Below are 13,314 nucleotides of genomic sequence, written 5' to 3'. Positions count from 1 at the left end.
ATCAAGGTGGGATCACACGCCCCCACTTTTCAAACACGCCCTAGTGGAGTCCACGGACGTGGTGTACGGGCGAATCCATGCCGTACTGAGCGGCATGGATTCGCGATGCCGGCCTGTTCCGCGGTCAGCCTCACCGACCAGCCGGGTCCGTTCCAGGACGGCCGCGTGCACGACCAACGGAGACGAGCAGCAGGCACGCCGACGGCATACGAAAACGAGCAAGGGGCACGCAAGCGCCCAGCCGGGAGACCGAACCGGGTCGCTGCGCTTCCCGGCAGCCCGACCCGGGTGGCCCACCAGCGGTGAGACTGCCTATGGTCACCGTCTGAGAAATTTTCTGATCCATCCTGGGCGTCCTGCGGCGCCGGTAGCAGCGGCAAGATTATCCCTGACTGTTACGACAAGCGGATGGTGAGGACCGAGGACCCGCAGCCGGTCGGTGAGGGTCTGCTCGTACAGGCCGATGGCCTCCGCTACCCGCCCCGCCGTCTGATAGGCGCCGGCGAGGTTGTGCCGGGAGGTCAGGGTGGCGGGGTCGTTGGCGCCGAGCCTGGTCTCGGCGAGGACGAGCCCGCGACGCAGGTAAGGGAGGGCCGTATCCGGCCGGCCGTGATGCTCCAGATAGCTGCCGGTGCGGTCACACAGCCACGACACCACCGGGGCTGTCCGTTCGTCCCACCCGCCGTCGTCATAACCGTCCAACACGGCGCGGACGTGCGGCAGCAGGGACCGCCATCGCGGCCAGCCCGTCGGCTGGTCGACAGCGGCGGGCAGCGCGGCCCGTAGCAGCCGGATCAAGGTGGCCGCCGTCGCCGTCCGATCCGCCGGGCTCATCCCCGCCCGGATCGCCGCCGCGATCAGCCGGTGGGTCGTCACCGCCGGCCCGTTCCGACGGGTCAGGCCGTAATCGACCAGCGCCCCGACCGTCTTCACCCACACCAGCCGATCCCCGACCGCCTCCCGCAACGGCCCCGCCGGGAGTTCCTCCACTCCGTCGACGAACAGATCGACCGGTAGCGGATCAGGCGCGGCCACCGCGCACAGCTCCAACAGACCGACCGCCGCCGGTGCCTCGACCCGCAACCGCTCCACCGACAACGTCCACAGGTTACCCACGGTGATCCCCGGCCGGTCGGCCACCCGGCCGTGGGCCAGCAGGTCCTCGAGCCGCTCGGCCAGCAGCTCGGCGTACTCTGCCGGGGGCATCCCGGTCTGGACCAGGTAGCCGGCGGCTTGTTCCACCGCCAACGCCAGATCCCCCAGCAGCACGCAGATCCGCCCGGCCACCGCCGGATCGATCCCACCCACCCGGGCGGACAGCAGCCCCACAGCCTCCGCCCGGTCCAGCTCCGCCACCTCCACAGCCGCGCCGAACCCGTCCAACCCGCTACGCCGGGAGGTCACCAGCAGCCGGCCGGCCCCGTCCGACGGGCGTAACACGCCGACCACATCCGGGTCCTCGACGTTGTCGAGCAGCAACAGCCAGCGCAACCGTCGACGGCGTAACACAGCCAGCACCACCGGGGCCGCGGCGCCGTCGGCCAGGCCGAGCGCGGCCCCGAGCGCCGCCACATGCCCGGCGACCAGCTCCGGGTCCTGCGCCGGCACCCACCACACCACATCAAACCTGTCCGCATGCCGGTGGGCGTACTCCACCGCCAGCGCGGTCTTCCCCACCCCACCAAGCCCGTGCAGCGCACACACCGCGACCGCACCCGACACGGCCAACTGCCGGTCGACCTTTTCGAGAAGACCGCTCCGGCCGACGAAGTACGCCAGCCGGGGCGGCACGTTCCACACCCTGGGGAAATCCGGGGGGAACACCGGCCCCGCCGGGGCCGGCGCCGACCGGCCGCCGGGAAACTCCGGTTCCACCGGTGGTTTGGCCCGCTGCGCAGCCGCGGCGGCCAGCAGCCGCCCGGCCGCGGTGGCCCGGTCGACCCCGAACAGGTCCGCCGCCACGAGCTGGCCCAGCAGCCCCGGGCGGTCACAGTCCTCCACCCGGACCACCAGCAGCTTCCGATCCCGACCGACCGGATCCTGCAGGGAGGCCGCCTGCCACTTCGCTGCGGCGAACCCCGAGGTCAGATAGGCCGCCGACAGCACCGCGACCGTCCGCTCCGCGACCTGGGCGGCCTGGTGCATCGCCTCGGCGAACCCGGTCCCGGCGATGAAGTCCCACATCTGGACGAACGTGGTGTAGCCGGCGGCTTCCAACGTCCAGGCGATCCACTCCGCCCACGTCTGGTCCCGCCCGGTATAGGACACGAAGAAGTCCCGGCGATCATCCATGGCGGCGCCCCCGTCACCCACCGCACCAGCATCCCATCCCGACCCGTACAGACCCGAACCGGTTCACAGTCGGCAGCACGACGATGCGAGGAATCCCGGGGACATCCCGACCGTCAAGGACAAGAATCCTGGGATCGATCCCGGTCAGGCGCCCCGACAACGCAGGCCCGTACGGGCCTTGAAAACCACCACGACAGGCGAGACCGAATCCCCCAGCGCTCGGACCGTCAGGCGTTTGATCTCCAGCCGCCGTGTAGCCAACCGTGTAGCCCAGCCGGCGGACATCCACGACGGACGACCGCGGAACTGGCGCCCAGGCCCGGCCAACTGCACGGACGACCCGGACGCCAGCGGACGACCCGGACCGACTTTGCAAGGCAGGGGGCCGATGCGGCCGGAGGCACCGAGGTGTAGCAACCGCTGTAGCAACGTCCCCGTACGTCGGCGAACGGCAGTGGACGCCGACGTACGGTCTGAGCTTGGCCGAGACCTGTGTTACTTGGTGCAATCCGTGCCTTCTAAGCACCAGGTCGCAGGTTCGATCCCTGCCGGGCGTACCCAGGGATGGCCTGAGCAGGCGTGGAATGTAGCAATATCAGCGGGATCCGCCAAGCTCAGTGGTCAGCGAGATGGTAATTTCACTCCCCGTAGCAAAGATCATCGGCAGAGCGGACCCTGTCCGACGGCTCCCGCCCGATGCCTGGGCCCAGAGGCTGGTCACCGCCGGGCGCTCCCACGGAGACCAGGACGGGTGCCCGTATCGGCCGGTCCGGCGTGGACCACGACCGGCCGCCACCGCCGTCGGTAGACCCACCCAAGCCTCAGCCGGCCGATCACCCACCAGGCCGGCCAGGAGAACGACCGCCGGAGGCAGCCTGTTCGACCACCACGCCGCCGGGTTCGAGCGCGTCTGGGCCACCACCGAAGGAGCCTGACAGCCCATGGCACGGATCGACTACTTCAACGACCCCAACGCCCCCCAGGCCAACAGCGTCGTGCCCTCGGTCACCGCGGTCGTCACCGACCCCGACGGCCGCATCCTCATGGTCCACAAGACCGACAACGACCTGTGGGCACTACCCGGCGGAGGCATGGACCTCGGCGAATCGATCACGGACGCCGCCATCCGGGAAACCAAGGAAGAGATCCGGTATCGACATCGAAGTCACCGGCCTGATCGGCGTCTACACCAACCCCCGCCACGTCCTGGCCTACGACGACGGCGAGGTCCGCCAACAGTTCTCCCTCTGCTTCACCACCCGCATGCTCGGCGGCACCCTACGCACCTCCAGCGAGACGACCTGACTTGGCTCAAGTTAGTGCGGCCCTCCCCGCACCTGGTGGGGGACTGACACGAAAATAAGGTGACCGGCGCGCTCAGGCGACCGTGATCGGTTCGAAGCGGACGGTCAGGCCGAGGCTGTTGGCTTCCTTGGTCATGCGGCGCAGGGCGCGTCCGGGATCACGTTTGGCGAAGTGGTCGGCGCCCAGGTCCTGGTAGGGGACCCTGTCGTGCAGGACGTGCCAGATCGCGATGGTGAGTTTGTGCATGACGGCGACCTGGGTGCGTCTGCCGCCTCGGCGGGCGGCGATGCGGCGGTAGAAGACGCCCAGGTAGGAGTCCTTGTTCTTGATCGCTACCATCGCGGTGATTCCGAGCAGGCGTTTGAGGGTGCTGTTGCCCGGTCGGATGTGGCCGGATCTGGCAACCCCGGCTGACTCGTTCTGTCCCGGGCAGACCCCGATCCAGGAGGCGAGGTGGTGCGCGCTGGGAAACTGGGCCATGTCGCCTCCGGTCTCGGCGATGATGATCTCGGCTGCCAGACGGCCGATGCCCGGGATCGTGTCGAGGAGGTCGAGGTCCTGCTGGTGGTCGGCGAGCATGGCCGCGATCCACTCGTCGAACCCAGCGATGACCTTCTTCCAGCGGTCGATCTCGTCCAGGTAGTGCCGGACCATGAAGGCGTGGTGGTCGGTGAACTCGCCGTCCAGCGCCTCGACGAGTGCCGGGATCTTGGCGCGGGCCCGGCCGGCGGCGGAGTCGGCCAGCAGATGGGGATCACGTTCGCCGGCGACGAGGGCTTCCAGGATCTTCCGGCCGGTCGCGCCGACCGCAAGGCCGACAGCCTCGAAGCGTGGCCGCGCGCCCATCCCGGCGTGCAGGTCGTCCGCCGCGACGGCTCCGGCGCCCACGCCGAAGCCGTCCGCCGCGCACGGCGCCTGCTGGGCCAAAGCCGGGCCGTAGCCCCGCGAAGGGACCCGCGCCGCGACCACCCGCGAACGCTGGCGGCAGGTCCACGACCTACTCGACAAGGGCGTCGGCCTGCTGGAATGCTCCCGCCGTCTCAATCTCAGCCTGAACACCGTCAAACGCTATGCCCGTGCCGCCGAACCCGACCGGCTGGTCCGGGTGCCGCAGTATAGAGGCATTCATAGATCTTCTTGTGGTACACGCGCATACCCTCGTCGTCGGGAAAGTCCTTCCCCAGTCTCTCTGATCTGCTTCGGAGACCAATTCTCGGCCAGGCCCGCGTTGACCGCGTTGTGCAGTGCTGGCGACGCGACGAGCTTGCGTTCCTTCGGACGGGCCAGCAACGCAACGCATCACGCCGCGCCTACGCCTCCACCGCCCGATAGATCTTCTCGCCGCCGTTACGCTCGATCTCTCGCGAAATCGTCGAGTGGTGCCGGCCGAGCGCCTTCGCGGATAACCATGCCGAACAGTTCCTGCTCAGCTCCCGGAAAATCAGCTCCCGCTCATCGATTGTCAACTGCTCCTGCCGGCCTATCCACCATCCAGTCCTCGACACCAATATGATCATCTTATCGAGGCGTCGCTACGACCATTTGGACCCGCCCTCCAGGCATCCACTCGCAGCCGCGACCGGGCTGAGCCCGAACGTGGAGCTGACCCGCCAAACGATTAAAATGATCATAACCATCCGTATCAATAGAGACACAATCAGTAGCAATAGCGACGCATAAAATGTGATATTCCGCACGGACCGCGGTTCAGTTACACCGCAAGCGAGTTCGCCAAGGTGTGCCTCGGACTGGGCATCCGGCAGCCGTCGGGCCGGGTCTCGGTCGAGCTTCGAAAACGCCGCCGACGAGGGCCTTCTTCAGCTCCTCGGAGCTGAAGAAGGCCCTCCCGGCGCAGGGGTTCACCGACCCGCGGCAGGCCCAGGCTGTCGTGATCGACTGGCGCTACGTGCCCTACAACCACCAGCGCCGGCACTCCACGTTCGGAGTCGTCCTGCCGATAGAGTACGAGCAACGAAAGACCGTGTTCACCCGAGAAAAGGCCAACAAGCCCTCCACAACCTCGAGGAAGCTCGGACTCTACTTACGATGGAAACGGCGACAAGACATCATCGCAGCACCAGTGACGTAAGCCAGAACCGGCAGACAAACACGGCAGTCGCGGCGGACTCGCCCTTTCCCAGCCTGGAGCGGACGGTGCCGTCCGTGCTCACGGAAAGCACGGTCACGAAGCTGGGGGACCGGGTGGAGACGCCCGCCTACGACAGGCATGCGCTGACCCCGTCCGTCGTTCACCTCAGCGTCGGCGGCTTCGCGCGTGCCCACCCCATCCTGTATTTCGACGACCTTGCCGCCACAGGCGAGACCGGCTGGGGCGTGATCGGAGTCGGCATGCGCAGTCCGGCGATGGGCGAGGTACTCCGCGACCAGGACGGGCTCTACACTGTCGTCGAGTGCGACCGCGACGGCGCGAGTGCTCGACTCGTCGGCGCCTTGGTCGACTATTTCTACTTACCGGAACAGCCTGAACAGGTCGCCGACCTGCTGGCGTCCCCGAACACCCGGCTGGTCACGCTGACCGTGACCAGCGAGGGCTACCAGGTGCGTTCTGATATGCCCACGGTTCGTCACGATCTGGCAGCTCCGGACGATCCGGTGACCGCGGCTGGACTGCTCGTCGCCGCCTTACGTCGACGTCGCGCGGAGGGCACAGGCCCGTTCACAGTGCTGTCCTGTGACAATCTCGACGATTCGGGTGCGGCGACTCGGCTTGCCGTTCTCGAGTTCACGGGCCTGCTCGACGCCCAGACCGGTGAGGACCTCACCTCCTGGGTCCGGGAGAACGTGACCTTCCCCAATGGCATGGTGGACCGCATCACCCCGACCACCAGCCCCGAGCTGCGCGACCAGATCGAGGACGAATTCGGGGTGCCCGACCGCTGGCCGGTAGTCACGGAGCCGTTCCGGCAGTGGGTCGTCGAGGATGACTTCTGTACCGAGCGGCCTCCGCTGGAGCGTGTCGGCGTGCAGGTGGTCGACGACGTGACCCCGTGGAAGGTCATGAAGGGCCGCCTGCTCAACGGCGGGCACTGCGCACTCGGGTACCTGGGTGTGCTCGCAGCGCTGGAGACCACCGATCAGGCCATGGCCGAGCCTGTGCTGTCGGAGTACATGTCGCGTCTGCTGCGCGAGGAAATCGCCCCGCTGCTCCCGGAGCTGCCCGGCCAGGACACCGACGAGTACGTGACGACGACCCTCGACCGCATCGCGAACCCTGCCATCGGCGACAGTTTGCTGCGGCTGTGCCGGCGAGGGTCGACGAAGATCCCCCACCATGTGCTGTCCTCGTTGGGAGAGGCCCGCGTGGCGGGCAGGCCGCACCGGCTGCTGCTGGCGGCGCTGGCGGGGTGGCTACGCTTCCTGCGGGGTGAGGACATGGAAGGCCGTCCACTGACCGTCGAGGACTCGCGAGCCGAGGATCTCCGGCGCGCCGCGCATGCCGGTGGCGACGATCCCACGACGCTGCTGGGGTTTCGAGACATTTTCGGTGACCTGGCCGACGACGCTGACCTGGTCGCGGAGCTCGGCGACCTGCTCACGCGAGCATCTCGCGACGGGATTCGCGGCATGCTCGCGGCCGTGCTCGACTTCGACGAGGAGGTCCGGTGACGAGGATCCCGAAGACCCCAGGCTTCGCTGTGCCGGAGGGCCTGGACCCCTCGGTGGTCAGGATCGTGCTCTGCGACGCGGACGACAACCTGTTCCCCTCGGAGGCGCCCGCCTTCACCGCGTCGACTGAGGTCACCAATGACTTCCTGGAACGTATCGGGGTCGACCGCCGTTGGACACCCGAGGAGCTGCGTCGCGCCGCCATGGGACGCAATTTCCGCTCCGTGGTCCTGCAGGCCGCGGCCGACGCCAGCGTGCCCGTGGAGACTTCAACGGATCCTGTCGAGCCGGCGGAACCGTCCGCGGGAGTCACTGAGCGCGTGTCGGCCGCCGAGATGGAGTGGTGGGTCGCCGAGGAGAAGCGTCGCGTGAGCGATCGGCTGCGCGAGGTGCTGCGACCGGACCCCGAGGTGCTGGGCCCGCTCGCCAGCATGGGCGAGAGGTACCGCCTGGCGGCGGTGAGCTCGAGCGCGCTGAGCCGCCTGGAGGCATCTTTCACCGCGGCCGGCCTCACTGGGCTGCTTCCGCCCCAGGTGCGCTACAGCGCTGAGGACACGCCCCCGGTTCCCACCAGCAAGCCCGATCCGACCGTCTACCGGATCGCCTGTGAGCGCGAGGGTGTAGCACCCACAGAGGCGGTGGCTGTTGAGGACTCCTTGACGGGGGCGACGGCGGCTGTCCGGGCGGGTATTCCCACCGTCGGCAATCTCCAGTTCGTTCTTCCGGTCGAGCGCGAGGCGCGGATCGCGGCTTTCCACGAGGTCGGCGTGGCGGCCGTGGTGGAGAACTGGTTGCAGCTGGCGTCGTTGCTGCGCGTCGACGAGGCCGAGGGAGACGAGACCGAGGGATGAGCCCGACACCCGCGGAAGCCGTCGCCCAGGTCAGTGCGTACGGTCCGTCCCTGTCGGCCGGTCCAGGCGATCGGTGCCAGTAGGGCTAGGGCGCGTATTCGGTTGTGATCAAGGGGTGGCTCACGTGAGCTCCTTGATCCAGATTATCGAGGCGCGGAGCTGGAGACCCGCAAGATAGCTGCCCGGGGGTCGGGTAGCTCCGGCGCGTTACCGCGCCGGAGCTACCTCAGATGTTCATGGTCTTGGTGGAGCGCCCACGGGTAGATGAAACTAGACATGTCATCCGCTGACGTCGCCAGTTCTTGGTACCGGCGAGTCCGGCCCTCAGATTGACGCTGGAACCCGTCCCGGTTGGGTACCCCGGGTTGCTGCCGTAGAGCGCGAGTCTCAGGATCTTGATCCTCTTGCGGGTTCCGCGGATGACGTGTCCTGCCTGGTCAGGAGATGCGTGGAACAGGAGTTGCCATGGAGATCATCTATCCGCGGTGCGCGGCGATCGACGTGGGCAAGAGGGAGATCGCCGTCGCCGTCCGCGCGCCCGGGGACACCGCTGGGGAGCGTCGTCAGCAGATCAGGTCGGCGAGACACAGGTAAGCGCCTGCGGGGAATACGTGGGGATGCAGGACACGGCAGTGGTCCCATTCGGAAGAACATTCAGGTGAACAGCATGATCTATCAAGGCCTAAGATGGTCTTGAAAACCGCTACGACAGGCGAGACCGAGCCCGCCAGCGCTCGGACCGTCAGGAGTTTGATCCCGACCGCCGTGTAGCCAACCGTGTAGCCAAGCCGGCAGACGTCCACGGACGACGACGGACGGCCGTGGAACTGGCGCCCAGGTCCGGCCAACTGTATGGACGAACCCGGACGCTGGCGGACGGATCGGACCGACTTTGCAAGGCAGGGGTTAGGGGTTCAAGTCCCCTCGTCTCCACCAGAGTGGCCATGTTCAAACCTCGGTTGATTATGATCAGCAAGGGTTGATCTTTTTCGATAGGAAGTAGGCCGTAGGGCCGCTGCCGGGGCAGGCAGCCGGCGAGGCTCGGTGGCTGCCTGCGCAGGTCGCCGGGGTCGTCGTCGTGCCGGTCGCTCTCCGTCGCGTCTGCGGGGTCTTGGGCGCGATCTGCGCAGAATGGACGAGGTAACAGGTGTGCAGGCGATCGGCGACGAACTCCTGCGCTGCGGGGATGGCTGAGCGGACGGCACCGGGGCGATGGGGAGACGGCGCTGCCGGAGGCCGGCCGACGGCTATATCTCGTGGGCGATCCGGGTGAGCGTGGCCACGGTGGCGCGTGGGGGCGCGCTGGCTATTGCCAACTGGGACATGACTTGCAGGTATCGGTCGACCTCGTGGGGCTTGTCTAGGAAAAGGGCTCCGGTGAGCTGCTCGAGGTACACCACGTCGGTCTGGTTCGTCGCGGGTGACTCCGGTCCGGGGAAGCGAAGGATGGTGAATGCGCCGCACTCGGCCACGTGGGCGCCGAGCGCGAACGGCATGATCTGGATCGTGATGTTCGGCCGGGTGGACATGGCGGCCAGATACTCAAGCTGGGCACGCATCACTGCCGGCCCGCCGATCGACCGCCATAATGCCGCCTCGTCGAGCACGACCCAAAGCTGGGATGGGTTCGGCCGCGACAGCAACCGCTGCCGGCTTGTCCGGACCGCGACCCGCCGCTCCACGACGTCGGGTGCCAGGCGGTGGTCGCCGGCCGCGATGACCGCTCGGGCGTAGTCGGGGGTCTGCAGCAGCCCGGGAACGAACTGGACCTCGTAGCTGCGGATAAGGGTGGCCGCTTCCTCCAGGCCGATATATGGCGCGAACCAGCTCGGCAGCACGTCACTGTAGGGCTGCCACCATCCTGGTGCATTGGCTTCCGGGACCAGTTCCAGCAGCGGAGCCCGCTCGGCGGCGTCGGTGATGCCGTAATAGGTCAGCAGGTCCGCGACGTCTCGTTCCTTGAAGCTGACCCGTCCGAGCTCCAGCCGACTGATCTTCGATTCCGAGGCCCGGATGTGATAGCCGGCTTCCTCCCGGCTGATCCCGCGGTTCTCCCGCAGCTTGCGCAACTGGGAGCCGAGCAGGATCCGGCGCGCTGTCGGACTACCCCCCGGAAGGTCGGTCACCTCTGCACCCCCGCAGCCGCGCTTAGCGCGGACAGACCCGCTGCGCGCTGGCTCAGCCACGACACGCCCGCCGGGACCGGACGATAGCGTACCCCGAGTGTACGTCGATGACCGGGACGACGGACATCATCACGCCGCGACCAGGACGGTTGGCCCGGAACCGGTCATGTGCTGGGGCTGTCGCGCTGCGTTGGAGGTGTGTGCTATCGGGCGCTTTAGGGCTTGCGCGCGATGGCGCCGAACTGGGGCACCTCTGGGGGAAGGCCGCCAGACGGGGCGGGATCGGGCCGCCATCGAGAACAGGACACGATGCCGGGCTCCAGAAGCTCCAGGCCGTGGAAGAAACGGGCGATCTTGTCGCGGCTGCGGGAGGTGATCGGCGGGGTGGCGTGTTCGTTCCAATGACGCATTGACGCGGCATTGGCCTCGCCACCGAGTTCGTGTGTCGGGTGTGCGACCACCAGATAGCTGCCGGATGGCACGTGGTTCATCAGGTGGTCGACCACCGCGACCGCCGTGTCGGTGTCGAGGATGAAGTTCAAGCTGCCGAGAAACATGATCGCAGTTGGTTTCGCGAAGTCCAGGGTCTCGGCCGCGGCCCGCAGGATCGAACCGGGATCGTGGGCGTCCGCATCGATGTAGTCGGTGGCGCCCTCGGGGGTTCCCACGAGCAGGGCACGGGCGTGCACCAGCACGAGCGGGTCGTTGTCCACGTAGACGATCCGGCTGTTGGGGGCGATCCGCTGGGCGACCTCGTGGGTGTTGTCCGCGGTCGGCAGTCCGGTGCCGATGTCGAGAAACTGACGAATCCCCACCTCGCTGGCGAGGTAACGCACGGCGCGGCCCAGAAACGCCCGATCGGCTCGGGCCACGTCCACGATGCCGGGGAACATCTGCTGGACCTGCTCGCCGACCTCGCGGTCCGCGGCGAAGTTGTCCCGGCCGCCCAGCCAGTAGTTCCACACTCGGGCGTTGTGGGCGACCGTGATGTCGAAGCCGAGGTCGCCACCCCAGTCAGGTTGGTCTTCGGCAATGGCGGCGGATCGAAAGTTCCAGACCTTCGTCGGGTCCGCCGGGGGGCCGCCGGGAAGAGGGCCCGGGTCGGGACTGGCGGGAGTCGACGTGTCCTCTGCCACCGGGGCGTCTCCTTCGCGGACATGGGATGGAACCGGCACAAAGGTATGCCCACGCGCCGGTGCCCGCCAGGGCGTGTCTGAAGGATGTTCGATCGCGCAGCCGGGTGGGGCAACGGAGATGGCGTGGCGCGAGAGCGCAGGGAGAAGAATGCCGTCTGGTCATGGCGGCCGATGCCGCCATGATGCTCGACGCACAGAGCTACGATCCGGGTCAGAGGCCGTTCGGTCGGTCATTTCGCAGGACTCGGTCGGAAGGACCCGGCGTGGCAGACGACAGCGAGCTGCCCGCCGTCCGGCAACCGGCCGTTCGTCACGATCCTGGGGCCCCCGCTCCAGCGGGGATCGCGCTGGCCTTTACCGGGGTGGGGAAGATCTTCCCGGACGGGACCGAAGCCTTGCGTGACATTTCTTTCACGGTGGGAGACGGTGAGTTCGTAGCGGTGGTCGGGCCGTCAGGGTCAGGCAAGTCCACGCTGCTGCGGATCGCGTCGGCCCTGACCGAGCCCTCGTACGGGACAGTAGCCGTGAGCACCGCCGTTCCCGGCTACGTCTTCCAGGATCCAACGCTGCTGCCGTGGCGCAGCGTGGAGGGCAACGTCGGCCTGCTGGCCCAGTTGGACGGTGTTCCCAAGCCCGAGCGACGCCGGCTTGTCGCGGAGGCGATCTCGCTGGCCGGGCTCGCGGGTTTCGAGCGTCACCGGCCCACGGCGTTGTCCGGTGGCATGCGGATGCGGGTGTCGCTGGCGCGGGCGCTGACCGTCCGACCGTCGCTGTTCCTGTTCGACGAGCCGTTCAGCGCGCTCGACGAGATAACCCGGCAGCGGCTGGGACAGGAGGTGCTGCGGCTGTATGGGCAGGAGCGGTTCGCCGGCCTGTTCATCACGCACTCGGTCGTGGAGTCGGTCTGGCTCGCCAGCAGGGTGGTGGTCCTGTCCACCCGCCCGGGTCGGGTGCTGGCCGAGATCGATGTCCCGTTCGACTACCCGCGGCAGGTGGAGCTGCGGTTCGACGCGGCGTTCGGCCGCACGGCGCGTACCGTGTCCGAGGCGTTACGGGAGTCCTTCGCGTGACCGCGGTGAAGCGGCCGCGGCCCCCGTCTCCGGCTTTCCCGGCGCCGCCGGCGGGACCGGCGGGACCGGCACGAGGCGCACACGCACATTCCCGCTGGGGCCGGGCTGTACGGGTGGTGGCGCCGCCGCTGGCGGTGCTCGCCGCGGTCGTCGGTGTCTGGTACTCGGTGAGCTACCTGGCCCTCGCGCCGCGTCGACGGTTTCTTCTCCCGCCGCCGCACGAGGTGGTCACTGACGGGTTCGGGGACTGGTCGACCTTCCACGAGATCCTCACCGGGCTGGGCGAGACCGCGCAGGTCGCGCTTGTCGGCCTGGCCATCGCCGCCGCGCTCGGCATGGTCTTCGCGGTGCTGATGAGCCAGGCGCGGTGGGTGGAGCGGTCGTTCTACCCGTGGGCGGTGGTGCTCCAGACGATCCCGATCCTGGCGGTCGTCCCACTGATCGGGTTCTGGCTCGGGTACGGGTTCTGGTCACGCACTGTTGTGTGCGTCCTCATCGCCTTGTTCCCCATCATCACGAACACCCTGTTCGGACTATGGTCAGTGGACGCCGCGCATCACGACCTGTTCACGCTGCGCCACGCTAGCCGGTGGGCGCGGCTGGTCCACCTCGAGGTCCCGAGCGCTCTTCCGGCCGTGTTCACAGGACTGCGGATCTCCGCTGGTCTGTCGGTGATCGGCGCGATCGTCGGCGACTTCTTCTTCCGGGAAGGACAACCCGGCATCGGCAGCCTCATCGACGACTACACCCGCGGGCTGGAGTCGGCGCCACTGTTTGCCGCGATCATCGTGTCGTCCCTGTTCGGCCTCGTGGTGTTCTGGGTGTTCGGCCTGGTCGCACACCTGGTCGTCGGGGGCTGGCACGACTCGGGACGGCGGTCGTGACCCCGGGCCGCGGCGATCGACGA

12 protein-coding genes and 1 pseudogene are annotated in these 13,314 nt (G+C 68.0%); 8 read left to right on the top strand and 5 right to left on the bottom strand.

Annotated features, from left to right (window positions below):
* Positions 1–318: 318 nt before the first annotated feature.
* Entirely contained in the window at positions 319–2,292 is a 1,974-nt protein-coding gene (fxsT, locus tag CV1CTNOD_RS00625) for an FxSxx-COOH system tetratricopeptide repeat protein (RefSeq protein WP_207386075.1), read from the bottom strand.
* Positions 2,293–3,233: 941 nt separating this feature from the next.
* On the opposite strand from fxsT, the gene CV1CTNOD_RS27515 reads away from it, so the two are divergent.
* Complete coding sequence (locus CV1CTNOD_RS27515; protein ID WP_131784261.1) at positions 3,234–3,644, top strand: NUDIX domain-containing protein; 411 nt, start codon at positions 3,234–3,236, stop codon at positions 3,642–3,644.
* 25 nt (positions 3,645–3,669) lie between these two features.
* Here the strand turns inward: CV1CTNOD_RS27515 and CV1CTNOD_RS26045 are convergent, their stop codons facing one another.
* Positions 3,670–4,176 carry a transposase gene (locus CV1CTNOD_RS26045; protein WP_242606244.1) on the bottom strand — a complete coding sequence of 169 codons (507 nt, stop codon included), beginning with the start codon at positions 4,174–4,176 and terminating at the stop codon, positions 3,670–3,672.
* 225 nt (positions 4,177–4,401) lie between these two features.
* Here CV1CTNOD_RS26045 and CV1CTNOD_RS26040 point away from each other — a divergent pair.
* Positions 4,402–4,717, top strand: a pseudogene (locus CV1CTNOD_RS26040) (ISL3 family transposase); the annotation flags it as partial.
* A 190-nt stretch (positions 4,718–4,907) separates the two neighbouring features.
* On the opposite strand, the gene CV1CTNOD_RS00600 reads toward CV1CTNOD_RS26040, so the two are convergent.
* Positions 4,908–5,063 (bottom strand): helix-turn-helix domain-containing protein, encoded by a 156-nt coding sequence (locus CV1CTNOD_RS00600; RefSeq protein ID WP_165485239.1) that lies wholly within the window; start codon positions 5,061–5,063, stop codon positions 4,908–4,910.
* Between the two features lie 272 nt (positions 5,064–5,335).
* Between CV1CTNOD_RS00600 and CV1CTNOD_RS25185 the strand changes: the two genes are divergently transcribed.
* The 4 genes from CV1CTNOD_RS25185 to CV1CTNOD_RS27195 all read left to right on the top strand — a co-directional run bounded on the left by CV1CTNOD_RS25185 (position 5,336) and on the right by CV1CTNOD_RS27195 (position 8,669).
* A complete protein-coding gene (locus CV1CTNOD_RS25185) occupies positions 5,336–5,686 on the top strand; it encodes a hypothetical protein (protein WP_207386078.1) in 351 nt (116 codons plus the stop codon).
* Between the two features lie 74 nt (positions 5,687–5,760).
* Complete coding sequence (locus CV1CTNOD_RS00595) at positions 5,761–7,224, top strand: mannitol dehydrogenase family protein (protein ID WP_242606241.1); 1,464 nt, start codon at positions 5,761–5,763, stop codon at positions 7,222–7,224.
* Positions 7,221–8,075: an HAD family hydrolase gene (locus CV1CTNOD_RS00590; RefSeq protein WP_131784258.1), complete on the top strand. Its 855-nt coding sequence runs from the start codon at positions 7,221–7,223 to the stop codon at positions 8,073–8,075. The genes CV1CTNOD_RS00595 and CV1CTNOD_RS00590 overlap by 4 nt, the downstream gene beginning before the upstream one ends.
* Before the next feature lie 465 nt (positions 8,076–8,540).
* Entirely contained in the window at positions 8,541–8,669 is a 129-nt protein-coding gene (locus tag CV1CTNOD_RS27195; RefSeq protein WP_278043841.1) for a hypothetical protein, read from the top strand.
* 653 nt (positions 8,670–9,322) lie between these two features.
* On the opposite strand, the gene CV1CTNOD_RS00585 is transcribed toward CV1CTNOD_RS27195, so the two are convergent.
* Together CV1CTNOD_RS00585 and CV1CTNOD_RS00580 are read right to left on the bottom strand one after the other, a co-directional pair.
* Entirely contained in the window at positions 9,323–10,201 is an 879-nt protein-coding gene (locus CV1CTNOD_RS00585) for a helix-turn-helix domain-containing protein (RefSeq protein WP_131784257.1), read from the bottom strand.
* A 215-nt stretch (positions 10,202–10,416) separates the two neighbouring features.
* Positions 10,417–11,235, bottom strand: a complete 819-nt coding sequence (locus CV1CTNOD_RS00580; RefSeq protein WP_131784268.1) for an SAM-dependent methyltransferase — start codon at positions 11,233–11,235, stop codon at positions 10,417–10,419.
* Between the two features lie 365 nt (positions 11,236–11,600).
* On the opposite strand from CV1CTNOD_RS00580, the gene CV1CTNOD_RS00575 reads away from it, so the two are divergent.
* Positions 11,601–12,407, top strand: a complete 807-nt coding sequence (locus CV1CTNOD_RS00575; RefSeq protein WP_131784256.1) for an ABC transporter ATP-binding protein — start codon at positions 11,601–11,603, stop codon at positions 12,405–12,407.
* Positions 12,404–13,291 (top strand): ABC transporter permease, encoded by an 888-nt coding sequence (locus tag CV1CTNOD_RS00570; RefSeq protein ID WP_131784255.1) that lies wholly within the window; start codon positions 12,404–12,406, stop codon positions 13,289–13,291. Before CV1CTNOD_RS00575 ends, CV1CTNOD_RS00570 begins: the two co-directional genes overlap by 4 nt.
* Positions 13,292–13,314 lie beyond the last annotated feature (23 nt).

It is taken from the genome of Protofrankia symbiont of Coriaria ruscifolia, from assembly GCF_900634745.1.
Taxonomy (GTDB): Bacteria; Actinomycetota; Actinomycetes; order Frankiales; family Frankiaceae; genus Protofrankia; species Protofrankia californiensis.
The sequence above is the reverse complement of the archived record's forward strand: the minus strand, read 5'-3'. Positions and strand labels throughout refer to the sequence as shown.

Coding starts and splice junctions, on each gene's coding strand:
- fxsT (WP_207386075.1), bottom strand. CDS start 2,292: ATGGATGATCGCCGGGACTTCTTCGTGTCCTATACCGGGCGGGACCAG.
- CV1CTNOD_RS27515 (WP_131784261.1), top strand. CDS start 3,234: ATGGCACGGATCGACTACTTCAACGACCCCAACGCCCCCCAGGCCAAC.
- CV1CTNOD_RS26045 (WP_242606244.1), bottom strand. CDS start 4,176: ATGCTCGCCGACCACCAGCAGGACCTCGACCTCCTCGACACGATCCCG.
- CV1CTNOD_RS27195 (WP_278043841.1), top strand. CDS start 8,541: ATGGAGATCATCTATCCGCGGTGCGCGGCGATCGACGTGGGCAAGAGG.